The organism is Sphingobium sp. LSP13-1-1.1 (assembly GCF_040676415.1).
Taxonomy (GTDB): Bacteria; Pseudomonadota; Alphaproteobacteria; order Sphingomonadales; family Sphingomonadaceae; genus Sphingobium.
Genome location: NZ_JBEGHU010000011.1, coordinates 25,660 through 50,745, shown reverse-complemented (window position 1 = coordinate 50,745; position 25,086 = coordinate 25,660). Strand labels below are relative to the sequence as shown.

Here is a 25,086-nt window from a genome sequence, read left to right as displayed (position 1 = left end):
CCCTTGAAGGGGGAAGGATATGCCGTCCATCGATACCGCCGCAGCCGTGCTCCGCATCGATCTCGACGCGCTGGTCGAGAATTACCGGATGATCCAACGGCAGGTAGCCCCCGCCGCCGTTGCCGGCGTGGTCAAGGCGAATGGCTACGGCCTGGGTGCGGACATCGTCGCGTGCAGTCTGCAAGAGGCGGGATGCCGCCACTTCTTCGTCGCGCATCTCGGCGAAGCCATGGCGCTCCGGACCATGCTCGACAACGGCACCGCCCTGTTCATCCTCAACGGGCTGCAGCCCGGCATGGAAAGCGATTGCGCGGCCATCGGCGCCATTCCGGTTCTGAACTCGCTCGATCAGATCGCGCGCTGGTCGGAAATGGCCCGGACCCTGAATCGACGCTTGCCCGCAGCGTTGCAGGCAGACAGCGGCATGTCGCGGCTCGGCCTGCCCCCGGAGGAGGTCGCCATCCTGCGCGCGGAGCCGGAACGCCTGGCGGGCATCGACCTCCGCCTGCTGATGAGCCACTTGGCCTGCGCCGACGATCCCGATGCCCCTTCCAACAACAAACAGCGCCAAAGTTTCGAGACATTCAGCAAGGATTTCCCGGATGTGCCCCGCTCGCTGGACAATAGCGGCGGCAGCTTCCTGCATGCGAGGCATTTCGACATGGTGCGTGCCGGCATCGCCCTTTATGGCGGGGCCCCCCAGGGCGATGGCCCGATAATGCAACCGGTCGTCTCGCTGAATGCCGGGATCATCCAGTTGCGGACCGTTCCGGCCGGCGCGGCCGTGGGCTATGGCCTGACCCATGTTTGCGAGCGGGCGACGCGCATCGCCACGATTGCGGTGGGCTATGCCGATGGCTGGCCGCGCCATCTCAGCAACAGGGGCTCGGCCTATATTGGCGGCCATCGCGCGTCGATCGTGGGACGGGTGTCGATGGACAGCATCACGCTGGACGTGACCGACATACCCGACGCCCTCCTTTATCCGGGTGCGCCAGCTGAACTGCTGGGCCCCCATCAAACGGTGGATCAGGTGGCGGCCGACGCCGGCACCATCGCCTATGAAATCCTGACACAACTCGGACATCGCTATCACCGCACCATCCAGGGCGCGGCGACGATCCGGCACCAGCGGAGCATGAAGGCATGAAGATCGCCATTCTGGGGAGCGGCGTCATCGGCGTCACCTCTGCCTGGTATCTGTCGCAGGCAGGGCATGAAGTGACGGTGATCGACCGTCAGGACGGCCCGGCGTTGGAGACCAGCTTCGCCAATGCCGGCGAGATTTCGCCCGGCTATGCCTCACCCTGGGCGGCGCCGGGGATACCGATGAAGGCACTGCGCTGGCTGTTCATGAAGCACGCCCCTTTGATCCTGCGGCCCCAGATGGACATGGCCATGCTGCGCTGGATGGCGGCGATGTTGGGCAATTGCAACGAACGCGCCTATGCGATCAACAAGAGCCGGATGGTGCGGCTGGCCGAATATAGCCGTGACCGGCTGATCGACCTGCGGCGCGAAACCGGCATTTCCTATGACGAACGGTCGCAGGGCACCTTGCAGCTTTTCCGCGAGCAAAAACAACTCGACGGCATCGCCAAGGACATCGCTGTTCTGCAGGCGGACGGCGTGCCCTTCGAAGTGCTCGACGCAGCAGGATGCATCGCGGCGGAACCGGGCCTGGCGGGCAGCGGCGTGCCTCTCGCCGGGGGCCTGAGGCTCCCCAATGATGAAACCGGCGACTGCTTCAAATTCACCAATGCGCTGGCGGAGATGGCGAAGGCGAAGGGCGTGACCTTCCTCAACGGACGCACCATCGGCCGGATCGCCGTCACGGACGGGAAGGTCAGCCATGTCGAGACCGATAGCGGCCCTGTCCGGGCCGATGCCTATCTGGTCGCCATGGGCAGCTATTCCCCGCTGTTGCTGGCGCCCTTGGGGATCAGGCTACCGGTCTATCCGGTGAAGGGATATTCGATCACCGTCCCGATCGTCGATGAAGCGCGGGCGCCGGTATCGACGCTGCTGGATGAAAGCTACAAGGTCGCGATCACGCGGCTGGGCGACCGTATCCGGGTGGGCGGCATGGCGGAACTGTCGGGCTATTCCAAAGGACTGCCCAGGGCGCGGCGGGATACGCTGGAATATTCGGTGGGTTCGCTGTTCCCGGGCGCAGGCGATCTGGGCCGCGCCAGCTTCTGGTCCGGACTCCGTCCGATGACGCCGGACAGCACGCCGGTGATCGGCGCCACCAAAATCCCCAACCTCTTCCTCAACACCGGCCATGGCACATTGGGTTGGACCATGGCATGCGGGTCGGGGCATGTGATCGCGGACATCATCGGCGGGCGCGAGCCCCGGATCGAGACCGCAGATCTTGCAATCAGCCGCTATTCATAACCAGAAAAGGAACCTTCCTGCATGACCATCTCCCGCATCGGCCGCGGCCCGCGCATGAGCGAAGCCGTCATTCATGGCGACACCATCTATCTGGCAGGGCAGATCGGCGCGCCCGGCGAAAACGTCACCGCCCAGACCCGCGCCGTGCTGGCAGAGATCGACGCGCTGCTCGAACAGACGGGCAGCAGCAAGAATCATATGCTGATGGCGCAGATCTGGCTTGCCGACATGAATGATTTTGCCGAGATGAACGCGGTGTGGGACGCATGGATCGCCGATGCCGAGGCACCCGCCCGCGCCACGGGCGAGGCAAAGCTCGCCAGCCCCGACTACAAGGTCGAGATCATCGTCACCGCTGCCAGGGCCAGGTGAACCATATGGGGATTGCCGTGCCTAAGGGCATGGCAATCCTCACAAGGCCCCGCAAGATGCAAACGGTAATTTGGAGATTCGGCACGTGGTCGGATGCCGCCATCTGCCCGGCCTCTGATGCAGCACCGGAGGCTGCGGGCCCCGTCTCGCCAACTGTTGCGCCATACCCTCCTTCGACCGCCTGCGCCTCCGACGACCTTTAGCCCGCCTGGGCCTACGCCATGGCCGCGACCGGAGCCTTGCAATCCTCCTGCCTGGTGAGCAATGCCCGGGCGGCAGGAAAGGCGATCATTCCCGGCGGCGAAGTCATCGTGCTGCAGGCGATCGAGCAATTCGCGCTCTACACCGGCATCCGCCCGACACCGGAACAGCTGCGCGAGGCCGCGCTGTTCGCACATGGACCGGCGTGGCGGCCAGTCTGGAACCGTGAACGGATCGTCCCGCGTCCCGGGAGTACCACGAATTGGCGCTTTGCCGATGCGCGCGGGACCGCTACGGCATCGCTGGTCCCATGCATGGCGAGCGTCCGCGCGCCATATTTTCTTGAGCGAGTAACCCGCCCTATGCAGTCTGTAACCCTCACCCGCTTCCTGATCGAGCAGCAGCGCCAGGCGAACGCCATCCCGCCGCAATTGCGCCTGCTGATCGAAACCGTCGCGCGCACCTGCAAGACGATCAGCCATAGCGTGTCCAAGGGCGCGCTGGGCGAAGTGCTGGGCAGCCTGGGCAGCGAGAATGTGCAGGGCGAGGTGCAGAAGAAGCTGGACGTCATCGCCAATGAACTGCTGCTGGACGCCAATGAATGGGGCGGACATCTGGCCGCAATGGCTTCGGAGGAGATGGAGACGCTCCATCGCATCCCCAACCGCTATCCGAAGGGGGAATATCTGCTGCTGTTCGATCCGATCGACGGGTCCAGCAATATCGACGTCGACCTGAGCGTGGGCACCATCTTCTCCGTGCTCAAGGCGCCGGAGGAATGTTCCGGTCGCGAGGTGATCGAACAGGACTTCCTCCAGCCCGGCACGCAGCAGGTGGCGGCCGGCTATGCGATCTACGGGCCGCAGACGCTGCTGGTGCTGACCATCGGCACGGGCGTCTTTGAATTCACGCTCGATCGGGAAATCGGGTCCTGGCGAATGACCGACGGCCCGATGCAGATGCCGCAGGGCAATGCCGAATTCGCCATCAACATCGCGCGGCGGCGGCAATGGTCGCCCGGCATCGCGCGCTATGTAGAGGAGCGGATCCAGGGCACGGAGGGGCCGCTGGGCAAGGATTACAACATGCGCTGGACCGCTTCGATGGTAGCCGACGTCCACCGTATCCTGAAGCGCGGCGGCATCTTCCTGTATCCCGCCGATCACCGCCAATCGGGCAAGGCCCGGCTGCGGCTGATGTATGAGGCGAATCCGATGTCCTTCCTGATCGAGCAGGCGGGCGGGGCCGCCAGCGACGGCCATCAGCGGATCATGGAGGTGACGCCCACCGGCCTGCACCAGCGCGTCGGGGTCGTGCTGGGCGACAAGGCCGAGGTGGAGACTGTCACCGCCTATGGAAGGGCCGCGTAGAGCAACGCTCCCGCGACCCGTAGAATTCCGCCATTTTTCGTCGAAGTTCACACCATATGCGCGCGCGTGCCGGGGCGCGCGTATGCGTGTGAGCGCGATATGCCTGACGTTTCAAAGAGGAGCGCGGGATAGAACCGCGAACGCGGAATAGGACAGAGCGATTTCACGCCTGTTCAGGAAATAGGATGTTTTTTGAGGGACCTGTTGCTGCTGGGTCACATGATGCTGATGGAGCCATGCCGTCCGGGCCGGGATGTTAGGGGGACGGTCTGGAAGCGACCATTTTTGGACATTTGGCTGCGTCGTTGAATCGCCCAAAAGCTGACATGCAGCGGTTTCAGGTGCTATCGTAAATCTTCAGCGCGCACGCGGATTACGCTCGTGCCAGGCGCGGGCGCCCAGCGAACTGGAGGCAAATTAAGCCAATGAAAAATTGCCCTGCCATTCCGCTCGAAAGGAGCAACCTTGTTGAGCAGGGATGGCGTGAATATCTTCAATGTAGCAAATGCCATCCGAAAGCGCGAAATCTGAGGATCGGGTACCTCGGTATATAGTATGGTTCCGGTTGGATCGACAAGCGCCCGTGCTGTCACCACGCCTCTTATTGCATCCAACTCTTCTTTCTGGCCTGCGAGAAGAAGCTTCTTTCCTCCTAACTCGTCCAGTGTGACTTGTTGGGGAGAAGTCGGGATGTCTTGCTCCGGGGCGTTATATTGCCGGGCGGCTCGCAGCATCAGATCGTAATAGGGTCGACTGAGGCGCTGAAAATGAGCCATCGCCCTGACTGCCTCTTCGGGATGAGGGGATCCAAATTTGCCCTCCATCTCGAATTCTGCGAATTTCCGTGCCGCGAATATATCGTCTGGTTGCGCCGACAGAAGAGAGCGTGCCCGTGCAGGTTCGCGATCAACGACCATCTCAGCCAACAGCACGATACTGCCCTGCTTTCCGGCAGCAGCGGCCGCTTCAATCCATCGGAAGTTTTCCGGCTTACGCGCTACAGTGAGCAGTTGGTCGTTGGGAGATGTGCCCCAGTCTTCCGCAGTCAGGTTCCAGATGCCCAAAGCCCTTGCTTGCAAAAAATATTGCCTCGCGCGCACCGCGTCGGCGGAGACACCGACACCACGACGATTTGCAATACCGAGCCAATAATAAGCGTTGTTTGGCCCCTTATTCCGCCCTGGCTCATCCCCTATCAAAAATTCCATCAGTTTTACCCCTAGGGCGGGGTTGGGCGGGCATTTCACAAGTGAGGACGGATCGAGGGCGCGTTCGGGGTTTGCTATGCTCGGCTTTAGGAGCGCGCCCGCATAGAGGTACACATCGTGTGCCCGTTTCTTGTCCAGTAGGTTTGCCTCCTCGCCTGCCCTTGGCAAAGATGCGGCAATCATTTGCGCAGTTCGCGTTTCTCCATCACTATATTCACCCCCTGAACAGCTTGACGCGATTTCAGATAGGAGGCGGGCATCCTCGGTACTCCATGGCGCTCCTGCAATGGCGTTTGTCGGGATGGCTAAAGCCAAAAAAGAAACCAGAATAGTCCTGATGGTCATCAGCCGCCCGCATTCATATTCTACTATCGGCCATGTCGGCTATTCAGGAACAAAGCTCAATAGCCGACCGTCCCATAACCACCCAAATCAGCCGTTCCCGCGACGGCCGAAATCGCGTGTCAAAAGAAGCACCCTCCCCTGAGATCCAGCCTTCACTGGCGCGGCCAGTTGTGGGGGGATACTCCCTTCCCCATCGTCCAGGCGGCGTCGTCAGGAGCCGGTCAGCACGCCGTCATAGGCGCGGTCTTCCAGAGCGCGACCTGCTCCCATGGCGACGCAGATCAGGGGCTTTTCGGCGACCGTGACGGGCAGGCCGGTCGCGTCGGAAAGCGCCTCGTCCAGACGCTGGAGCAGCGCGCCGCCGCCGGTGAGCGTGATGCCTTCCTCGATGATGTCGGCGGACAGTTCCGGCGCGGTCTGTTCCAGCGCGGTCATCACCGCCATCTTGATCTGGCCCACCGGCTCCGACAGGGCATCGGCGATCTCCGCCTCGCTGATGGACATTTCGGACGGGCGGCCGTTCACCAGGTCGCGGCCCTTCACCACCATGCGGCGGCCCTCGCCCTCCGGCGGGGTGGCGGCGCCGAGCGCGCATTTCACCCGTTCCGACGTGGCTTCGCCGATCATCAGATTGTGGGTGCGGCGGATGTGGGAGGCGATTGCGTCGTCCAGCCGATCGCCGCCGACGCGCGCGCTGTTGCTATAGGCGATGCCGTTGAGGGAGAGGACCGCCACCTCCGTCGTTCCCCCGCCAATATCGACCACCATCGCCCCGCGCGGTTCGGTGACGGGCAGTCCGGCGCCGATCGCAGCGGCCATGGGTTCCTCGATCAGCTGAACGCGATAGGCGCCTGCATTGGAGGCCGCGTCGCGCAGCGCACGCCGCTCCACCATGGTGGAGCCTGTCGGCACGCAGATCACCACTTCATGGCGGCGGCCGAAGCGGCTGTGGCCGTCCAGCGCCTTGTCCATGAAATGCTTGATCATCTGCTCCGCAACGTCGATGTCCGCGATCACGCCATCGCGCAGCGGGCGGATCGCCTGGATGCCATTGGGGGTCTTGCCCATCATCAGCTTGGCTTCGTTGCCGACGACCTTCACCTTGCGGATGCCGTCGCGCGTCTCGATCGCAATGACCGAGGGCTCGTTGAGCACGATGCCCCGGTCACGCACATAGATGACCGTGTTGACGGTGCCCAGGTCGATGGCCATGTCGCAGGCGGACGAGGAAAAGAAGCGCGGCAGTTTCATGCGGATGATGGACATTCTGTGCAGGGGGAGCGGGATGGCTCCCCCTGCACAGCCCCCTTGTCAAGCAGAAGCAGGGTGCGACAACACGTCCGGTATCCGGGTCCAGTTGAGGTTAATAGGACCGGCGGGTATAGCTGATCGACAAGGCCGGCGTCTGATACACAATGAAGTTCAGCGGCCGGGAATAGGTCATGGTGATTTCGGTATAGGGCAGGCCATATTGCGTGCCGTGGGTAATCGTCGGATCGTTGGTATAGGCCGGGTCCAGACCGAATTCGCGCGCATTGACCTTGGCGATGATGGCGGCATCGGAGGGCGTGGGATAGATGCTGGCATAGCGGGCACCTTCATCCACCGCATGTTGCAGGCCAGTGCGCGCGCAGGCGATGATGCCCATTTGCAGCGCACCCATAAGCAGAATGATGAAAGGCGGCACGGCAAGGACGAATTCGATCGCCGCGGCCCCCCGCTCGTCGCGTACCAGCCGGATCATTGCAGCCGCACCGATGCGGAGCCGGTGAGCGCGATTCCCTGCGACGACCATCGGCTGTTGGGCGCGAGTTGGGCGAACATCGGCGTGTAGCTTCCCGAAATGTTGATCGCGACATAGCGCTTGGTCTGCTGACCATCGGGGCATGGCACTTCGGGACTGGCGGTCTGGACGGTGGCGTCGCAGAGCAGCGTAGGCGTGATGGTGACGTTGCTGGTCGAAACGCCCGCCGCCGCCGCCGCGTCGGCGGCCAGATTGTTATAGGCCGCCTGCGTCCTTGTGGTATCGTTGGTGTAGCCGCCCGCCGCCGCCAGTTGCGCCGTGCGCTCCGCCGCGCGCTGAAGCCCGATCTTCGCCTTGAACGCCATGGCGACATCCCCCGCCAGGCAGGTCAGCAGCACCAGGACCGGCATGATGATCGCCAGTTCGATGGTGCTGTTCCCGGCTCGGTCCGAAATCAGGCGCATCATCATCCCACCAGCCTCACCAGCGTGGCGGTGATCTTGTCGACGCCCTTGTTGGTGCATTGATTGACGATATTGCTGTTGCCGATGAAGGTCACCCGCTTGCTCACCATCTTCACGCAGTCAGTGGTCATTCCCGACGTGCCGCTGAAGGACAGGGCCTGGCCGGGGAAATAGAAGGCGCCCTGCAGTACCGAACTCGCATTGCCGTTGATGGTGTTGGTTCCCGAATCCACGGCGCGCCGATCCTGGTAGAAGAGGACGCCATGATAGGGGTTGGTGGTGTCCGTCGGCGCCTTCAGGTTGAGCGTCGCGCCGCCGTTGATATTGACCGTCGCGATGGAGCTGGGGTTGGTCACCGCGTTGCTGCTGGTCAGGATGATGGTGACGTCCGTACCGTTGATGACCGCCTGCGAACCGGCGTTGAAGGTGCCGCCGTCGATATAATATACGCCGGGCGCCAGGTTGAGCGTGCCCTTGACGTCGAAATTCTTGTAGCAGCCAGCCGTGATGGAAGTCGTGTCGCCGGGTTTGTCATTATAATTCTTGCAACCCGTCAGCTCCACCGCAGTGGGTGTGGGTAATCCAGCATAGGGATCCTGTACGGGCAGGCTGTAGGGCAGCAGGGTGGTCGGGGAGACATAGTTGGAACTGGATGAGAGCCCGCCCACCGCCGCCACGGGCGTTGCCGTCACAACGCTGCTGCCGCCTGCATAGACCGCGTTGGATGCCCGCGAGTTGGTGGCGATGCCGCAGCCCAGATTGACCGTGGCACTGCCCTGAAGCGTGATGCCGACCGTGCTCGTCTTTTCCAGCGCAACGACGCAATAGTCGCCGCTGCCCACCACGGCCGCGGTCGCTTCGCCATAGATGACCGGCGCCTTCACCCCCAATATCTTCGAAAAGGGCAGTTCCGCCCATGTTTGCAGCACCACCCGCACAGCCTTGTTGTTGCCGGCATAGGCACCTGTCGTGGGAGCATTTTCGATCGTGGGCGTCTGCGTCAGCGTGACAAGCGACATGCGGTTGATATCCGATGTCGCGCTGTCGGAGGCGCTGAAGCCCTGCGCCACCGCATAAGCGCCAGCGAGCGCGGCGCTGTCCGCCTGACGCTGGATCTGCCGCTTCCACAGGGTCCATTGCACCGTATCGGTGGCCAGTCCCGCCGCCCCGATGAATATGGGCATGGAGGCCGCAGCCATCATCAGGACATTGCCCGTCCTGTCACGCAGCAAACGCCCCACTGCTCCGCCCAACATTCCCATATCCCTTTCGAGAAGCATTGCTCCGGACCGAGGCAGGAATTTAAATAATGTGGGTTAATAAAATATGATCTTGTCACAAAAATTGACTATAATATTAAATATATATCTTTTGATATAAATGTATATTACTCTTAATGATACAATATATTGTGAATATATATCTCGAATTTTCCATTATAAATTCAATTATAATGCATCCATTAGATCTACATTTATAGATTTTTTGCACGCAAACATTATAGTTGATCACAATATTGCGGAAATCGTCCTTCCGATCACACGGATCGTTTCAAGGCAAATTTCAAAGCGACTGACGCGCCATGGATTTACCGATCGCTCATGCTGTCGGAAAAGGCGACGGGCTGCGATGCATCCGACAGGCTTTCAGCCAGGGATACGGCCCGGCAATGCCATCGACCTGCCAGCGCAATATGTCACTGCGCGAAACAGCGCCTAACGGTCCTTCACCGTTTCCATCGCGACGAAAGTCGAGGTGCTGGCGACATGCGGAAGGCTCGATATCTTTTCGCCAAGCACGAAGCGGTAGCGGCGGATGTCGGCGGTGCGGACTTTCAACAGATAGTCGAAACTGCTCGCGATCATATGGCATTCCTCCACCTCGGGAATGCGGCGCACAGCAGCATTGAATTCGCTCAGAGCATCTTCCCGCGTGTCCGACAGTTTCACTTCGGTGAAGGCGACATGGTCCAGCCCCATCTTTGCCGGATCCAGGGCAGCATGAAAGCCCTTGATCACGCCGGAATCGATCAATCTGCGCATCCGAACCTGGCAAGGCGTCTTGGAGAGACCGACGCGCTGGGCGAGATCGGTCACGCTGATGCGGCCGTCCTCCATCAGAACGGCGACGATCTTATGATCGAACCCATCCATTTCGACTTCCGATCCGCTATTTCTTGTCACTATTTCCTCCTGATCTGACCATCATAAGTCAAATAACCAGAAGTTTCACAATATTTCGGTCGGATCGACAAGCCGTTGGTTGCTATATTGCCAGCATGACAGAGCAGACTCCATTCGCCGCTTTCGCCCCCGCCATTCGAGAGCAGACCGTGCTCCGCAAGCATATCACCGCTGCTTACCGGCGCGATGAGGCGGAATGCATGGCGCCCTTGCTCGCTGCAGCGACGCTGGATGACGCGACGAAACTCGCCATCCACGATACCGCCCATAATCTGGTCGCAACGCTTCGCGCCAATCACAAGGGGACCGGCGTCGAGGGCTTGGTCCAGGAATATTCCCTGTCGAGCGAGGAAGGCGTGGCGCTCATGTGCCTTGCCGAGGCGCTGTTGCGGATTCCCGACGCGGCAACCCGCGATGCGCTGATCCGCGACAAGATCGCAGAGGGCGATTGGGGTTCGCATCTGGGCGGTGGCAAATCGATGTTCGTCAATGCCGCGACCTGGGGTCTGGTCGTCACCGGCAAGCTGGTCGGCAGCGTGGACGATCGCGGCCTGGGTGCGGCGCTGGCCCGGTTGGTGGCGCGCGCCGGTGAGCCCGTGATCCGCCGCGGCGTCGATCTCGCGATGCGCATGATGGGCGAGCAGTTCGTCACCGGCGAGACGATCGGCGAGGCGTTGAAGCGCGCCCGCGAGCTGGAGGCGAAGGGCTTTCGCTACAGTTACGACATGCTCGGCGAGGCTGCCACCACAATGGCCGACGCAGAGCGTTACCATGGTGATTATGAACGCGCGATCCATGCGATCGGCAGGGCGTCGAACGGGCGCGGCGTCTATGCGGGGCCCGGCATCTCCATCAAGCTGTCGGCCCTCCACCCCCGTTATGTCCGTGCCCAGGCCGATCGCGTGATGGGCGAACTGCTGCCGCGCGTGCGCGCGCTCGCGCTACTCGCCAGGGACTATGATATCGGGTTCAATATCGATGCTGAGGAGGCCGACCGGCTCGAACTGTCGCTCGACCTGCTGGAGGACCTGGCGCTCGACGCCAAGCTTGCCGACTGGGACGGACTAGGCTTCGTGGTTCAAGGCTATGGCAAGCGCTGCCCCTTCGTGATCGACTGGATCGTCGATCTCGCGCGCCGGGCGAAGCGGCGGATAATGGTGCGGCTGGTGAAGGGCGCCTATTGGGACGCCGAGATCAAGCGCGCGCAGGTGGACGGACTGGCCGACTTCCCTGTCTACACGCGGAAGGTCCACACCGACGTCGCCTATATCGCGTGCGCGCGCAAGCTCCTTGCCGCCCCCGACGCGGTGTTCCCGCAGTTCGCGACCCACAATGCGCAGACGCTGGCCACCATCTATCATCTCGCCGGGCCGGATTTCGCGGTGGGGCGATATGAATTCCAGTGTCTGCACGGCATGGGGGAGCCCCTCTACGAGCAGGTGGTCGGCCGGTCGAAGCTCGATCGGCCCTGCCGCATCTATGCGCCGGTGGGTACGCATGAGACCTTGCTCGCCTATCTCGTGCGCCGGCTTCTGGAGAACGGCGCCAATTCCTCCTTCGTCAACCGCATCGCGAACCCGGCGGTGCCGATCGACGAGATGGTGATCGACCCGGCCGACCAGGTGCGCGCAATGCCGCACCCGGGCGCTCGGCACGATCAAATCGCGCTTCCCGCAAATCTCTATCCGGATCGCCGCAATTCGGACGGTATCGATCTCAGCGACGAAACCGCGCTCGCCGCACTCAGCAGGGCGCTTCGCGAGAGCGCCACGCTCGCCTGGAAGGCGGCGCCGGCCGACGGGGTGGGCCAAGAACGGCCGGTGCTCAATCCGGCGGATCATCGCGATCTGGTCGGCCGCGTTGTCGAGGCATCCCCCGACCAGGCGACCGCCGCCGTCGCTGCCGCCGCGCGCTCATCCTGGGGCCGGACGCCGGTTGGCCAACGTGCTGAGATACTCGATCGCGCGGCCAACGCGATGCAGGCGCGCATGCCGACCCTGCTTGGGCTGATCGTGCGGGAAGCCGGGAAGTCGCTGCCCAATGCCATTGCCGAGGTGCGCGAGGCGATCGACTTCCTGCGCTATTATGCCGCTCAGGCCCGCTCGACCTTCGGCAGCGACCAGCAGCCTCTCGGCCCGATCGTCTGCATCAGCCCCTGGAATTTCCCGCTCGCGATCTTCACGGGCCAGATCGCCGCCGCGCTCGTCGCCGGCAATCCGGTCTTGGCCAAGCCGGCCGAGGAAACGCCGCTGATCGCCGCCGAGGGGGTGCGCCTGCTGCACGAGGCCGGCATTCCCGCCGATGCGCTCCAACTGCTGCCGGGTGACGGCGCCATCGGCGCGGCGCTGGTGGCGGCGCCGGAGACGGCCGGGGTGATGTTCACCGGATCCACCGAAGTCGCCCGCCTGATCCAGCGCCAGCTTTCCACGCGCCTCGCCCAGGGCCGACCTGTTCCGCTGATCGCCGAGACAGGCGGCCAGAATGCGATGATCGTGGATTCCTCCGCGCTGGCGGAGCAGGTCGTCGCCGACGTCATCGCCTCCGCCTTCGACAGCGCCGGCCAGCGCTGTTCGGCGTTACGCATCCTCTGCCTGCAGGAGGATGTCGCCGATCGCACCCTGATCATGTTGAAGGGCGCGCTCAAGGAGCTGCGGATCGGCCGCACCGATGCACTCAGGGTCGATATCGGCCCCGTCATCACGGCCGAGGCCAGGGAAACGATAGAGAAGCATATCGCCGCGATGCGGAACGCGAGCGCACCCGTCGAACAGCAGGCGCTTCCGACCGAAGCGGCCCACGGCACCTTCGTCGCGCCAACGATCATCGAGATCAGGGATATTTCCGAACTGAAGCGGGAGGTGTTCGGACCGGTCCTGCATGTCATCCGCTACAGGCGGGAACATCTCGACACGTTGATCGACGCCATCAACGCAACGGGCTACGGCCTGACCTTCGGCCTCCACACCCGGCTCGACGAGACGATCGCGCATGTGACCGGGCGCGTGAAGGCAGGCAATGTCTATGTGAACCGCAACGTGATCGGCGCCATTGTCGGCGTGCAGCCATTCGGCGGCCGCGGCCTGTCCGGAACGGGTCCGAAGGCGGGCGGACCGCTCTATCTCGGCCGCCTGGTCGCGCGGCCGCCCATGTTCAGCGCGCGAGCAGGCCAAATTGATACGCCGCTCCACGCATTCGCCGACTGGCTGGAGGCGGAAGGCGAAATGGAGAGCGCCTCCATCGCGCGGCGCTATGGCGAGGCTTCGGCCCTCGGCCTTGCCCTCACCCTTCCCGGCCCGGTCGGCGAGCGCAATCTCTATGCCCTGCACCCGCGCGGCCTGATCCTGATGGCGCCGGCGACCCGGACCGGACTTTTCGAGCAGATGGCCGCCGTGCTCGCGACAGGCAATCGCGGCGCGGTGGAGGACATGCCGCTCCCGACGGGCCTGCCGGCCAGCGTCGCGGCCTGCTTCCCGGCAAGGACGAACGAACCGTTCGCCGCGGCACTGGTCGAGGGCGACGCGAGCGCAGTCAACCGGCTGGTGGCGAAGGTGGCGGCCTTGGCTGGTCCAATCGTCTCCGTTCACGCCGCGCAGACGGGCGAGCCGCTCGCCTACCCGCTGGATATGTTGCTGGAAGAGGTATCGACCTCTATCAACACCACGGCGGCGGGCGGCAATGCCAGCCTGATGATGATAAGTTGATATGGGTCAGACGTTCAGTTTCCAAATATGGAGGGATAGCTTGCCATGCGGGAATCTCCACGGAACGGGGACACCGCAATCCGGCGCCGCATCCGCTACGACGAGACGAGTGTCCCCCGACCTTAGTTCGGATTGAGGACCATCGGCTCGCGCTGCGGCATCATATCCGTCCGATCCTCCCCACCTACCTGCGGCACGCATGCGCGAAGGAACCGAAAGAGACCAATAACCGGGGCCAATCTTGGCCAGGTTTCGCGATAGAATGGCCGATTTTTGACATGTCAGCACGACCCGTATCCGGCAGTGTCCGGCCCAACATCATTGCAGGCTCGGCAGGTTTGCGCGCCGGCTGAGCTGAACTCGTCCACTCGGCTTTTCCGATCGCCGCGGCTGAAAAGGCCATCGCGATTATGGTGCCGGTGAGTTGAATTTCGGTTGATCGTTACAATCGAAAACTCGGGACAGTTTTGAATTTGAACGGAGCCAAGCCATGGCCGAAATGCGCCATCGTGGATTTTGTACGCTTTGCCGGTCCCGCTGCGGCGCCATTTTCGTCACCCGGGATGGGCTGCTCAAGGAAGTACTGCCCGATCCGGAGCATCCGACCGGCGGCGCCTTGTGCGCCAAGGGTCGCGCCGCGCCCGAAATCCTGGCCGACCGTGGCAGGCTGACCCGACCCCTGCGCCGCACGCGGCCCAAGGGCGACCCGGATCCCGGATGGGAGCCCGTATCCTGGGACGAGGCGCTGGCGGATATCGCGCGACGATTGTCGGAGATACGCGATACGCATGGGCCGAACGCCATGCTGTTCACCAGCACGACGCCAAGCGGCACGGCAATCGGCGATTCGTTCGAATGGATAGAGGGCTTCGTACGCGCCTACGGATCGGCGAATTTCGTCGCGGCGATGGAGATCTGCAATTTCCAGAAGGACTTCGGTACGACGCTGACGACGGGCGGCTCGCTGGGAACTCCGGACTATCTCCATGCGGACGCGATCGTCCTGTGGGGCCATAATCCCGCGCGGACCTGGCTCGCGGCATCGTCGCAGATCAGCGCGCGCCCCGCCGGCGTGCCGCTGGTCGTCATCGACCCGCAAAAGCAGGGCAGCGGCACCGACGCCGATCTCTGGCTCGGACTAAGGCCCGGAAGCGACGGCGCCCTGGCATTGGGGGGCATCCGTCACCTGCTGGCCAGCGGAACTTTCGACAAGGACTTTGCGAGAGATTGGACCGACGCGGCGCTGCTCGTGAATCGCGCCACTGGCCGGAAAGTCGTTCCCCGGGACATCGGCATCGATGCCGATGGATTTCTGGCGATGACCAAGGCCGGGCCAATCGTCGTGGACACCAACCAGCCGCCGGCGCCGGACCTGGCGCCCGAACTCTTCTTCAGCGGCACGGTTGCAGGCATGGAATGCGACAGCGCGCTGGAGTTGCTGCGGCAGTGCGCCCAGCCGTGGACCTTGCCCGCCACCGCCGAAGCCACGGGATTGTCTGAAGCAGCCATTTCCCGCTTCAATGATCTGCTCTCAAGCGATGCGCGCATAGCGCTGGCGCATTGGTCGGGCCTGTCGCAAAGCGCCGCTTCGAGCCAGACGGTCCGGGCGATCTCCTGCCTGTTCGCCCTGCGCGGCGATGTCGATCGCGCGGGCAGCAACCGCTGGTTCCCTGGGCCGCCGCTCCGCCCCTTCGCCGCGGCGTCGCGCGCCGATCCGCTGGGCACCGAGCGGATTCCGCTGGGGCCTCCACGGTTCGGCTATGTCGTGACGCGCGACGCGATCGAGGCGATCGAGACGGGGATTCCCTATCGCCCGCGCGGGCTGTTCAGTCTGGGAACCAATCCCGCGGCGTCCTATCCCGATTGGGCGCGCGCCGCAGCCGCGCTCGCCAGCCTCAACTTCCGGGTCCATTGCGACGTGCGCATGACCCCGATGGCGGACAGTGCGGACTATCTGCTCCCGGTGACCTTGCCGTGGGAACATGCTTCGCTCCGGCCGGGGTTCGAACTGGACGCCGAAAGCGCGCTGCACGTGCAGTATCGCCCGGCCATGGTGGAGCCGACCGGCGACCAGCGGCCCGACTATGCCATATTGCGGGAGATCGCGCAGCGAATGCAGTTCGCCGATCCGCTCTGGCACGGTTCGATAGATGAAGCCTGGGAGATGCGACTGGCGCCGAGCGGGCTTGATCTCGCGACGCTCAAACAGAATCCGGGTGGCCTGACCCTTCCGGTAGCTCAAGTCGACCGGAGCTACGCCGCCGTTGCCGCGGACGGCCGGGTCAAGGGTTTCAACACGCCATCCCGCCGTGTCGAATTCCATTCCAGCCTTCTGGCAAATGTCGGTGAACCAGCAATTCCGCTGTGGACGCAGCCGCCGGCCGATCCCGCCTTCCCGCTCCTGCTGACCACCGCCAAGCGGGGGGTCTATACCCAATCCTCGCTGCGCTATGTTCCCTCGCTGGCCAGGCGCGCGCCCGCGCCCGAACTCGCCATGTCGCCAGCGACGGCAGATGCAGCATCGCTGGTGCCCGGCGACTGGGCAAGGATAGTGATCGCCACCGGCAGCGTCAGCATGAAGGTGCGGGTGGACGACACCCTGGCTGACGGCGTGCTGGTGGGCGAACATGGCTGGTGGCAGCAGGCCGATGCCGGTGACCGGCTGACCAGTGGAACGAACCTCAACAGCATTTTGCGCAACGGCGACGATGATCCCGTCAGCGGCGCGGTCGAATTGCGGCGCATAGCGTGCCGTGTCGAACGCGACGAGGAACGCTCGCGCGGCAACTGGAACGGCAAGCGCGATTTCCGCGTCGTCACGCGGCGCGACCATCCGGGCGACATCGTGGAACTGGTGATGGAGCCAGAGCATGGCGACTGGGTGCCGACCTTCATCCCAGGTCAGCATGTCGCCTTCTCGATTCCGGGCGTCGAACTCGAACGCCATTATTCTCTGGTCTCGCCGGGGCGGCAAAGTGCAACGTCGCTGGCCGTGGCAATCCGGCGTTCCGGGGCGGGCGGCCTTTCCGACCACATATTCGCGAACATGCGCGAAGGCGAAAAAGTGCAGTTGACCGTCCCGTCGGGGCGGTTCCGCCTGCCGCTGGAAGCCACCCGGCCCGTACTGCTCCTGGCGGGTGGAATCGGGATAACGCCGTTTCTCGGCTATTTGCGCGCCCTGGCTGGCGGAGTGGGCCACCCACCCCCTTCCGTCACGCTGGTCTACGCCACCCGCGACAGGGCTTTCGATCCTGAACTTCGATCTCTCGACATCCCGAACTTTGCCTATCGGCAAGTGGATTCGGGACGAAATCTCGCCGCATTGCTCGATGGGGTTGCCCCAGGCACGCGGGCGTTCCTATGCGGCTCGGAACCCTTCATGGGCGCGGCGCGGGAGATCCTGCTCGAACGAGGTGTCGACGCGCAGTCGATCCAGCAGGAGCACTTCACAGCCCATACCCCAGTCACGACTGGCCTCGCGCCGGCCATCGTGACCCTGGCCACGTCCGGCGAGAGCTTCGTCTGGCAACCGGACCAGCCTTCGATCCTGGCGGCCGCGGAATCGGCGGGTTTCCGGCTGGCTGCGGGATGCCGCGCAGGCGAATGCGAAAGCTGCGCTCTTCGTTTGATCGCCGGCACGGTCAGCCATGCGCGCGAGGTCGAGGAGGGCAACTGCCTGACCTGCTGCGCCATTCCGATCGGAGACATCACGCTGGACGCCTGAGCGCGAAGCCATTGGCGTCTCACCGCGCTCGACAATAATGATGTGCAAGCCTAATCTGGGTGAGCAGTCGCTCAACAAGTTGCAGGGAAGGAGCAACGGAGCGGGCACCCGGAGAAATGGCGTGACGTCGAACTCTTTTGATCTGCATTACCCTGACACCATTGCCAGGCCGGTTTTGGGATTTCAGGTCAGGACCGACGAATCCCGCGCCGACCGCTCGCACAGTCATGCGAAAGCGCAACTGCTTTATACGGTGTCAGGCTTTGTGGAGATCGAGTCCGACGCCGGCAATCTGGTCGTCCCGCCCGGATCCGTAACCTGGATACCCAGCGGAGTCGCGCACTGCGTGCGTGCCGGCGTGCTCGCGCGATTCGGGTGCGTGTATCTGGATCCTGACCTGTCATCGGACCTGCCGGACAGGACCGAATTGTTTCAGATCAACCCCCTGGTGCGGGAACTGCTTCTGCGGTTCAGCGGTGGCCCTTCGCAAGATGAAGGAGACGAAGGCAAGCAAGCCCGCATGGCCGGGGTGCTTGTCGATGAGCTTGCATCCTCTCGTTCACCCGCAAACGCCTCGCCCCTTCCGCGAGACCCCCGATTGTTGCGCCTCGTCAATGCATTGCTCGCCGAGCCGGAACGCCGCCTGACGATAGAGCAATGGGGCAAGCAAGTGGGCGCGAGCCACCGAACGCTGAGCCGCCTGTTCCAGAAGGAAGTCGGCAAGTCCTTCTCAGCCTGGCGACAGGAACTGCACGTGGATCTCGCGGTTCGCGCGCTGGAGGCGGGCACGCCAGTCGCCACCATCGCGTTTCAGCTCGGATATGACAGTCCGAGCGCGTTCATCGCCATGTTCAAGAAGAACACGGGGCACACGCCAGGCAATTATGCCGGCGCAAGGCTTGGTGGGGTGCGGCGTCCGTAGACGGATTTCGTCGCGATTTCATGTGAGCAGTTAACCCACCCCGGCGTGGGCGGAGACCCGACTCCCGAGAGGAAGGGCCAATGTACGCGAAATCAGCGCGAGCGACGACCCGATCCCGTCTCCCACCTTAGTGGCAGCATTTCGATGCCGTTCACTTGCGCGGTCTGATGAATGACAGGATATTTGGAATCCACCTCGAAGTCAGGAATGCGCGACAGCCATTCCTGAAGGAGAATACGCATTTCCATCCGAGCCAGATTGGCCCCGGCGCAGCGATGGGGGCCAAAACCGAACGTACCCGTCAGCCCAGGCTTGCGGGTAAAATCGATCTCCTCCGGATTGGGAAAGAGGTTTTCATCCAGCCCGTGAACACAATTGGGAAGCAGAACATGCTCGCCCTTGTGGACCATGACTCCATCGATCTCGACATCCTGAGTGGCGGTACGGGTGTTGTTGGCCACTCCGTGCCTGCGCATCAACTCTTCTGTCGCAACCGACACCTGGCTGGGGTTTTCCACGATCCAGCGCCGAACTGCGGGGTGCCGCGCGAGATAGTGCATCACGAAGGACATCATGGCCGCCACTGTATCCAACCCCGCGGCCATAAGCAGCACGCTGGTGCCGAGTTGCTCCTCCTCGGAAAGTGGACGGCCATCCACCTCCGCCCGTATCACCTGAGATAAGATGTCGTCGCCCGGCTTCGCCCTGCGTTCTGCCAGGCGCTGAGACACATAACCGAACATGCTGATATTGGCTTCTTCGATTGCCTGTCGGGTCTTGCCGCGCGTGGCGGCATGCACCCAGCGCTGGAGCATGGCCCGGTCCTCCATGGGCAAATCCACCATCCACAGGAAGACTGACAGCGGCATGACCAGCGCGAAATCGGCCACGAACTCGCATTCGCCGGTCGGCCAAAACCCCTCTATCAGGTCGATGGCAAGTTTCCGCGCGCGCACGGCGTAGCTTTGCACCGCTGCCGGCCTGAGCGCCGGATCAATGATGGCGCGAAAAACGCGGTGTTCGTGACCATCCAGTTGCAACGGTCGGAACTTGAACGGAAGCGGTTCCGGCGGCAGGTTCGGCACGCTGCTGGAAAACAGATCGGGCGAACGGTAAATCTGCTCAACCACCGCTCCGTTCGTCGCGATCCAGTGACCCTTTTGCCGCGGCGTCCAGATTAGCCCATATTTGCTGCCAAGCGCCCGCCAGGCCTTTTGCGCGTCCTGGGCGCCACCCGGCACAGCCAGCATGTCCACGTCCACGATCCGGTCGGCTGGCACCTGCTCCTGCGGGAGCGCTACGGTTGAGTTCATACTTGCCTTCCTGCTTGCAACTGGCTCCGGCTCGGCGGCGCGCTTCCCGCAGCAACTCTTCGGCCAAATGACTGGCTGTTCGAAGCGCGGCACATGGGCCTCTACCAGCGTGCGATGGCTTGTAAGAGTAGCATTATGTAAAGGGGTTAAGTAGTTTCAGGCATTCCGGGTGTAATTATCCGGTCGAGTTCATGGTGCAGCCTGCCGATGATACGGGTGAAGGCGCCAAGATCATCCGCAGAAAGCCGCGAAAGCGCGTGTACGAGTTTGGCATCCCGCAAGAAGGTGTCGACGGACATGTCCGCAATGCGCTCTCCCGTCTCGGTCAGGCGGAGCGCGAAGGCCCGCTTGTCGTCTGACAGCCGAGACTTTGTGAGGAGCCCTGCACGGACGAGCCGTTCGATCCGGGCGGACAAGGTGGCCTGCGACACATTGAGGACACGCGCGAGATCGATCGCGCGCAACGGCTGCGCCTGGTCGATGCGGACCGTCCCAAGCAAGTGAATATCTGCGATGCTCAGTTCAAACCGCCGCGCAATACGGTCCAGATCCGTCGCCACGATATGGCCAAGCGTGAAGATGTGCCACATCGGTGCGATCATGCGCGCATCGATGTGAGGAAGCAGATTGCCGTAGAACTCCGTGCCCGCTTCGACGGCCTTGGCAGGTGTATCATTCATCATCGCTGGTCCGGAATAGTTCTGATCCATTCGGGATCATAATCAATCCGATGGGCGGAACGCACGCGCCCATTCATTCACCAGACGGAACTGACGAGATCACTACACCCCTCTGAACCCCGGCGCTCTAATCGAAATCATATCCGAATTTCAGCCCGAAAAATTGTGGCTTGGTGGGATAGGTCCGTGCAGAGAAGCCGCAAATCTCCGTCGCGCAGATGGTGTTCTTGCCAAGCGCGCCATGGCTGGAGAAGGCATTCTGGATGAAGGCCTCGATCCGCATATGGTCCCAATGGGTGCCGATCGAAAAATCCGCCGTGGTGAAGGGCCTGGTCGGACCCACCGCCGCATAATCCGCATCGGTCAGGAAGGTGCGCGTGCCGCCCTGATGGGACACAGATCCCTGCACGAAGGCTGTCATCGACCCCAGCGGCCATTCATAACGCGCGGTTGCCGATCCCTTGAAACGGGGCATGATCGGCAAACGCGTGCCCTTGGCGGCCGCCGGCGGCGTGCCGGGGACGCAAATGATATTCTTGGTGACGGGGTCGACCTGGCAAAAATCGCTGGTCAGTTGCGCATCGACATAGGTGGCGCTGGTCGACAGGGTCAGGCCGCCCCAGCGCGCGGACAGGTCGCCCTCCACGCCATAGATGCGCGCATTACCCGCATTATAGGTGTTGGTGACGCCATTCTGCCCCACCGGCACCAGCCCGAACTGAAGGTCACGCCATTTCTGGTAGAAGGCGGCGCCGTTGAAATAAATCCGCCCGAAATGGGTTTTCCAGCCCAGTTCGAAATTGTCGAGCTTGTCCGACTTGAACGGATTGACCCCCGGTCGCCGGTTGTTGCCGCCGGGCCGGTAGCCGCGCGACACGGTGCCGTAAAGCATGACATCGGGGCTAACCTGCCATTTGATGCCGCCGCGCCAGATGACGCCGTTCTCGACCTGTTTCTTGTGAACGTTGGCGCAGGGCACGTCCGGGATGTTCGTGGGCAGGCAAAAGGCGGGATCGGTGTTGCCGGCGCTGTTGGTCCCGGAAAAACCGTAGATCGTGTTGTCCGCGATATAGCCGCGCACGCCTGCGATCAGCGTGACGTGAGGCAGGATGTCATATTCGCCCTGCGCGAACATCGCATAGTCGCGATCCTTGCGCTTGACGCGGGTCAGGAACACGGTGTCGCTATTGGGAAAGGGGGTCAGCCAGATCGGCGTCGGAATCTGGCTGATGCCCACGGTCTGATAGTCGGCGCGGATCTTGTCCGTCTGGACCTGCATGAACATGCCCGTGGCCAGGCGGAAGGGCATGTCTGTGGGCGAGTTGACCCGCAATTCCTGGGTGAACTTGGTATATTTGTCATTTTGGTGCGCGGTTTGCGTCGGGTCGAGGAAACCGCCATTGCCGTCGGGGAAATAGGTGGCAAAACCCGGCTGTGTCACGCCATTGTCGTCGACATAGGTGTAACTGTCGTACGCCACCGAATAATAGGAATAGTCGGCGATATTATCGACCTTGCGCTCGAAATAGCCGCCCGAATAGGTGACATCCCAATCGCTGAGCTTGCCCTGGATGGTCAGCGCCGCCTGCCACCAGCGATCCTTGTTGCGGCTGGGCAGATAATCGGTGACCTTCAGATAGCCCTTTCTGGGATCATAGAAGAAGCCGCCATGGGCGATCTGGCTCTGATAGAGAAATTGCGGCGTGACCGTCCAGTTGTCGTCAAGGTCGACGCGCAGCGCGGCGCGGCCACCATAGGTTTCGACGTCGTTATAATCGTTTTTGACGAGTTTGCTGTTGTTGACGGTGAGATTCGTCGCCGGGTCGTTATCGTCCAACGTGAAGGTGCGCGTGCCGGGAATATTGTCGATATAGCCGCCGGTCCGGTCATAGAAGCCGACGACGCGCAACGCGGCATTGTCGCTGACCGGCAGGTTGATATAGCCTTCCGCCGATCCGCCGAAATCGCCCTTGCCGAACTTGTTGACCTGCAGGTCGATGCTGCCGGTCGTCTTGCCCAGTTCGGGGCGGTTGGTGATGATGCGCAGCGTCCCCGACAGCGAGCTTGCGCCGAACAGCGTGCCCTGCGGCCCGGCCAGCGCCTCGATCCGCGAAATGTCGTAGAGATGGACGTCGACCATGCCACCGATCGTCGTGACGGGGATTTCATCGACATAAGTGCTGCTGGTCGGCAGCGGCCCGATATGCAGCGGCGGCCCGCCAGAGCCCGTCGCCACGCCGCGGAAGAAGACCTGCGCCTGGCTGGGGCCGAAGGACTGGATGGACACGCTGGGCAACAGCTTGGCATAATCGTCCAGCGCCTTGGCATTGGCCTGTTCCAGCTTGGCCTGCCCCAGCGCGTTGATGCTGATCGGCACGTCCTGCAATCGCTCTTCGCGGCGCTGGGCGGTGACGACGATCACATCGCTGTCCGCACCCGCCCCCTGCGCGCTTTCCTGTGCCCATGCTGGAAATGCGATGGCCGTCGTGGCCAGAAGCGCAGACGAAAATTCGATCAACCGAACATATTTTGACATCGGCTACCTCCCCACAGGTGCACGAGTTTCTGGAGCGAAACTGTCATCATCTGTCGGGCGGGCGCAACGAAAAATCATTGCGCTCCGGCAATCATGCGCTTTTTCAGTCGATTGTTACCCGAAAGCCACGATCAGGGCGCATCGGGATAGCTGTCCAGCACCGGACCAAGCGCCGCGACCAGCGGTTGGAGCCGCGCTTCGACGGCGCGCCACTGGCCCTCTCCATCGCGATTGATCGGCCGGCGCACCTGCTCGCTGCTCGCGGTCCGCACGGCGCGGCGGTTCTCATGGAAGCGCAGGCACGCCTCCTCGAACGGCAGGCCCAGCGCGGCGAGCAGCGCGCGGACTTCCCCTTCCGGATCGTCCAGCAGCTGCTCATGGACGACACGATGGATGCGTCCGGGCAGCACCATGTCGAAATGCGCCATCAGCCGGACATAATCGGCATAATATTGGCCGATATCGCCAAGATCATAGCTGAATGCCTGTCCCCGCGCGAAATGTTGGCGGAAATTGGAATAACCGCAGTCGAGCGGATGGCGACGCGCATCGATGATCCGCGCATGGGGCAGGATCAACTGGATCAGGCCGACATGCAGCCAGTTATTGGGCAGCTTGTCGATGAAATAGGGAAGCCCTTCGCGTCGCTGGATGCGGGTGCGCTCCATATAGGCCTCCCCCAGCGCGCGCAGGCGTGCGGGGTTGAGGTCGCCCATCATGGTCGGCCAGTCGCCCTCCTGCCGCAGCTCCGCGACAAGGGCCGGCAAATCGGGCAGCTCCATCGTCCCTTCCACCTGACTGTGACTGGAGAGGATCTGTTCGATCAGCGTGGAGCCGGTGCGGGGCAGCCCGATGATGAAGATCGGATCGGGCGCCGGACAGCCCATGTCCCGCCGCTCGGCAAAGAAATCCGGCGTCGACAGGCCGATCACCGCATCGACCATCCGGCTGGTGCGCGCCGCCTCATAAGGCTGGGCGGTACGGCGCAGCCTGTTTGCCTCCGCATAATGGGTGAAGGCATTTTCGGCTTCGCTTCGGTCGCTCAACGCCTTGCCCAACGCGAAATGCAGGTGGAAGCGATCCTCGACGCTGGCCTGCGCATCATGCAGCGCGCCTTCCATGGCGGCCAGGTCGGCCGCATCAAATGGCTCCGTTTTCAGATTGGCTATGCTCCACCAGGCTTCGCCAAAGGCCGGTCGCAGTGCCGTGGCGCGGCGATAGGCGGCAACGCTGTCCGCCGTGCGCCCCACCGTCTTGAGCGCATGGCCATAGCTCATCCAGATTTTCGGCTGGCCTGGAACCCGGCGCACCATATCCTCGTAGAGCGCGATGGCTTCATCGAAATCACCCAGCCGTCCCAGCACCGCCGCGCGCAGATTGGCATAAGCGGGATTGACCCGGCCCTGCAGCGCATCCTGCAGCCGGTCCAGTTCCGCCAGCGCCTCCGCCGTCTTGTTCTGGCGGTGCAGGGCCGTCGCCAGATTGACGCGGGCGGCGGTGAAGCCGGGAGCCAGTTCCAGCGCGCGGCGCAGCAGATTTTCCGCATCGGCGTTGCGCCCGATCCGGCCGGCCAGTTCCGCCAGCATGCGGATCGCCGCAACATCGAACGGATTGTCCTTGAGCCGCCCGCGCAGGATCGGTTCGGCCAGATGCAGCCGGTTGTCCAGCAGGGCGATCGCCGCCTGCTGCAACGCATCGTCAGCCGCAGCGGCGTCGATCGCCGCAAGTTCGTGCCGTTCAGCCTCGCCGTCCCGCTTCAGCGCACGCAGGGCGCGAGCGGCCAGGCGGTGCGCCTCGGCATCCTGGGGATCGTCCTTCAGCAATTCCCCGCAGCGCGCCAACGCCTGTACAGCGTCCTGCGCCAGCAATCGCCGCACAGCATGATAGGTTTCGCCCCGCATCGCATATAGAAATGTCAAGCCG

At 62.9% G+C, this 25,086-nt stretch carries 17 protein-coding genes; 7 read left to right on the top strand and 10 right to left on the bottom strand.

Going from position 1 to position 25,086, the window contains the following annotated elements:
• The first annotated feature begins 19 nt into the window (after positions 1 to 19).
• From alr to MRBLSP13_RS07485, 4 genes are all read left to right on the top strand, one after another.
• Entirely contained in the window at positions 20 to 1,150 is a 1,131-nt protein-coding gene (gene alr, locus MRBLSP13_RS07500) for an alanine racemase (protein ID WP_363735623.1), read from the top strand.
• Positions 1,147 to 2,400 (top strand): D-amino acid dehydrogenase, encoded by a 1,254-nt coding sequence (locus tag MRBLSP13_RS07495; protein WP_363735622.1) that lies wholly within the window; start codon positions 1,147 to 1,149, stop codon positions 2,398 to 2,400. The genes alr and MRBLSP13_RS07495 overlap by 4 nt, the downstream gene beginning before the upstream one ends.
• A 21-nt stretch (positions 2,401 to 2,421) precedes the next feature.
• On the top strand, positions 2,422 to 2,772 hold the full coding sequence (locus MRBLSP13_RS07490) for a RidA family protein (RefSeq protein ID WP_363735621.1): 351 nt from the start codon (positions 2,422 to 2,424) through the stop codon (positions 2,770 to 2,772).
• Between the two features lie 563 nt (positions 2,773 to 3,335).
• Positions 3,336 to 4,343 (top strand): class 1 fructose-bisphosphatase, encoded by a 1,008-nt coding sequence (locus MRBLSP13_RS07485; RefSeq protein WP_363753784.1) that lies wholly within the window; start codon positions 3,336 to 3,338, stop codon positions 4,341 to 4,343.
• Positions 4,344 to 4,687: 344 nt separating this feature from the next.
• On the opposite strand, the gene MRBLSP13_RS07480 is transcribed toward MRBLSP13_RS07485, so the two are convergent.
• From MRBLSP13_RS07480 to MRBLSP13_RS07455, 6 genes are all read right to left on the bottom strand, one after another.
• Complete coding sequence (locus MRBLSP13_RS07480) at positions 4,688 to 5,896, bottom strand: SEL1-like repeat protein (RefSeq protein ID WP_363753772.1); 1,209 nt, start codon at positions 5,894 to 5,896, stop codon at positions 4,688 to 4,690.
• A 210-nt stretch (positions 5,897 to 6,106) separates the two neighbouring features.
• Positions 6,107 to 7,147, bottom strand: a complete 1,041-nt coding sequence (locus MRBLSP13_RS07475; RefSeq protein ID WP_363753782.1) for a rod shape-determining protein — start codon at positions 7,145 to 7,147, stop codon at positions 6,107 to 6,109.
• Between the two features lie 112 nt (positions 7,148 to 7,259).
• On the bottom strand, positions 7,260 to 7,640 hold the full coding sequence (locus MRBLSP13_RS07470) for a TadE/TadG family type IV pilus assembly protein (protein WP_133651630.1): 381 nt from the start codon (positions 7,638 to 7,640) through the stop codon (positions 7,260 to 7,262).
• Positions 7,637 to 8,110 carry a TadE/TadG family type IV pilus assembly protein gene (locus tag MRBLSP13_RS07465; RefSeq protein WP_133651629.1) on the bottom strand — a complete coding sequence of 158 codons (474 nt, stop codon included), beginning with the start codon at positions 8,108 to 8,110 and terminating at the stop codon, positions 7,637 to 7,639. The genes MRBLSP13_RS07470 and MRBLSP13_RS07465 overlap by 4 nt, the downstream gene beginning before the upstream one ends.
• Entirely contained in the window at positions 8,107 to 9,360 is a 1,254-nt protein-coding gene (locus tag MRBLSP13_RS07460; RefSeq protein ID WP_363735618.1) for a pilus assembly protein TadG-related protein, read from the bottom strand. Before MRBLSP13_RS07460 ends, MRBLSP13_RS07465 begins: the two co-directional genes overlap by 4 nt.
• Positions 9,361 to 9,819: 459 nt before the next feature.
• Positions 9,820 to 10,257: an Lrp/AsnC family transcriptional regulator gene (locus tag MRBLSP13_RS07455; RefSeq protein ID WP_363735697.1), complete on the bottom strand. Its 438-nt coding sequence runs from the start codon at positions 10,255 to 10,257 to the stop codon at positions 9,820 to 9,822.
• 125 nt (positions 10,258 to 10,382) lie between these two features.
• Between MRBLSP13_RS07455 and putA the strand changes: the two genes are divergently transcribed.
• From putA to MRBLSP13_RS07440, 3 genes are all read left to right on the top strand, one after another.
• Complete coding sequence (gene putA / locus MRBLSP13_RS07450) at positions 10,383 to 13,988, top strand: trifunctional transcriptional regulator/proline dehydrogenase/L-glutamate gamma-semialdehyde dehydrogenase (RefSeq protein ID WP_363753769.1); 3,606 nt, start codon at positions 10,383 to 10,385, stop codon at positions 13,986 to 13,988.
• A gap of 490 nt (positions 13,989 to 14,478) precedes the next feature.
• Complete coding sequence (locus MRBLSP13_RS07445; RefSeq protein ID WP_363753766.1) at positions 14,479 to 17,712, top strand: molybdopterin-dependent oxidoreductase; 3,234 nt, start codon at positions 14,479 to 14,481, stop codon at positions 17,710 to 17,712.
• A gap of 79 nt (positions 17,713 to 17,791) precedes the next feature.
• Positions 17,792 to 18,634, top strand: coding sequence for an AraC family transcriptional regulator (locus MRBLSP13_RS07440; RefSeq protein ID WP_363753763.1), 843 nt, complete (start codon positions 17,792 to 17,794; stop codon positions 18,632 to 18,634).
• A 92-nt stretch (positions 18,635 to 18,726) separates the two neighbouring features.
• Here the strand turns inward: MRBLSP13_RS07440 and MRBLSP13_RS07435 are convergent, their stop codons facing one another.
• The 4 genes from MRBLSP13_RS07435 to MRBLSP13_RS07420 form a co-directional block, all read right to left on the bottom strand.
• Positions 18,727 to 19,914: a cytochrome P450 gene (locus MRBLSP13_RS07435; protein WP_363753760.1), complete on the bottom strand. Its 1,188-nt coding sequence runs from the start codon at positions 19,912 to 19,914 to the stop codon at positions 18,727 to 18,729.
• Positions 19,915 to 20,093: 179 nt separating this feature from the next.
• The gene (locus tag MRBLSP13_RS07430; RefSeq protein WP_363735614.1) at positions 20,094 to 20,657 is read right to left on the bottom strand and encodes a MarR family winged helix-turn-helix transcriptional regulator; all 564 of its coding nucleotides are present in this window, start codon (positions 20,655 to 20,657) and stop codon (positions 20,094 to 20,096) included.
• A 97-nt stretch (positions 20,658 to 20,754) separates the two neighbouring features.
• Complete coding sequence (locus MRBLSP13_RS07425; protein WP_363735613.1) at positions 20,755 to 23,163, bottom strand: TonB-dependent receptor; 2,409 nt, start codon at positions 23,161 to 23,163, stop codon at positions 20,755 to 20,757.
• Positions 23,164 to 23,294: 131 nt separating this feature from the next.
• On the bottom strand, positions 23,295 to 25,064 hold the full coding sequence (locus MRBLSP13_RS07420; protein ID WP_363753780.1) for a tetratricopeptide repeat-containing sulfotransferase family protein: 1,770 nt from the start codon (positions 25,062 to 25,064) through the stop codon (positions 23,295 to 23,297).
• Positions 25,065 to 25,086: the final 22 nt, after the last annotated feature.

What these genes read in the sequence shown, in the direction of transcription:
- MRBLSP13_RS07420 (WP_363753780.1), bottom strand. Translation starts at nt 25,064, where the DNA reads ATGCGGGGCGAAACCTATCATGCTGTGCGGCGATTGCTGGCGCAGGAC.
- alr (WP_363735623.1), top strand. Translation starts at nt 20, where the DNA reads ATGCCGTCCATCGATACCGCCGCAGCCGTGCTCCGCATCGATCTCGAC.
- MRBLSP13_RS07490 (WP_363735621.1), top strand. Translation starts at nt 2,422, where the DNA reads ATGACCATCTCCCGCATCGGCCGCGGCCCGCGCATGAGCGAAGCCGTC.
- MRBLSP13_RS07495 (WP_363735622.1), top strand. Translation starts at nt 1,147, where the DNA reads ATGAAGATCGCCATTCTGGGGAGCGGCGTCATCGGCGTCACCTCTGCC.
- MRBLSP13_RS07480 (WP_363753772.1), bottom strand. Translation starts at nt 5,896, where the DNA reads ATGACCATCAGGACTATTCTGGTTTCTTTTTTGGCTTTAGCCATCCCG.
- MRBLSP13_RS07460 (WP_363735618.1), bottom strand. Translation starts at nt 9,360, where the DNA reads ATGTTGGGCGGAGCAGTGGGGCGTTTGCTGCGTGACAGGACGGGCAAT.
- MRBLSP13_RS07455 (WP_363735697.1), bottom strand. Translation starts at nt 10,257, where the DNA reads ATGGATGGGTTCGATCATAAGATCGTCGCCGTTCTGATGGAGGACGGC.
- MRBLSP13_RS07425 (WP_363735613.1), bottom strand. Translation starts at nt 23,163, where the DNA reads ATGTCAAAATATGTTCGGTTGATCGAATTTTCGTCTGCGCTTCTGGCC.
- MRBLSP13_RS07475 (WP_363753782.1), bottom strand. Translation starts at nt 7,147, where the DNA reads ATGAAACTGCCGCGCTTCTTTTCCTCGTCCGCCTGCGACATGGCCATC.
- MRBLSP13_RS07430 (WP_363735614.1), bottom strand. Translation starts at nt 20,657, where the DNA reads ATGGATCAGAACTATTCCGGACCAGCGATGATGAATGATACACCTGCC.
- MRBLSP13_RS07465 (WP_133651629.1), bottom strand. Translation starts at nt 8,110, where the DNA reads ATGATGATGCGCCTGATTTCGGACCGAGCCGGGAACAGCACCATCGAA.
- MRBLSP13_RS07470 (WP_133651630.1), bottom strand. Translation starts at nt 7,640, where the DNA reads ATGATCCGGCTGGTACGCGACGAGCGGGGGGCCGCGGCGATCGAATTC.
- MRBLSP13_RS07485 (WP_363753784.1), top strand. Translation starts at nt 3,336, where the DNA reads ATGCAGTCTGTAACCCTCACCCGCTTCCTGATCGAGCAGCAGCGCCAG.
- MRBLSP13_RS07445 (WP_363753766.1), top strand. Translation starts at nt 14,479, where the DNA reads ATGGCCGAAATGCGCCATCGTGGATTTTGTACGCTTTGCCGGTCCCGC.
- putA (WP_363753769.1), top strand. Translation starts at nt 10,383, where the DNA reads ATGACAGAGCAGACTCCATTCGCCGCTTTCGCCCCCGCCATTCGAGAG.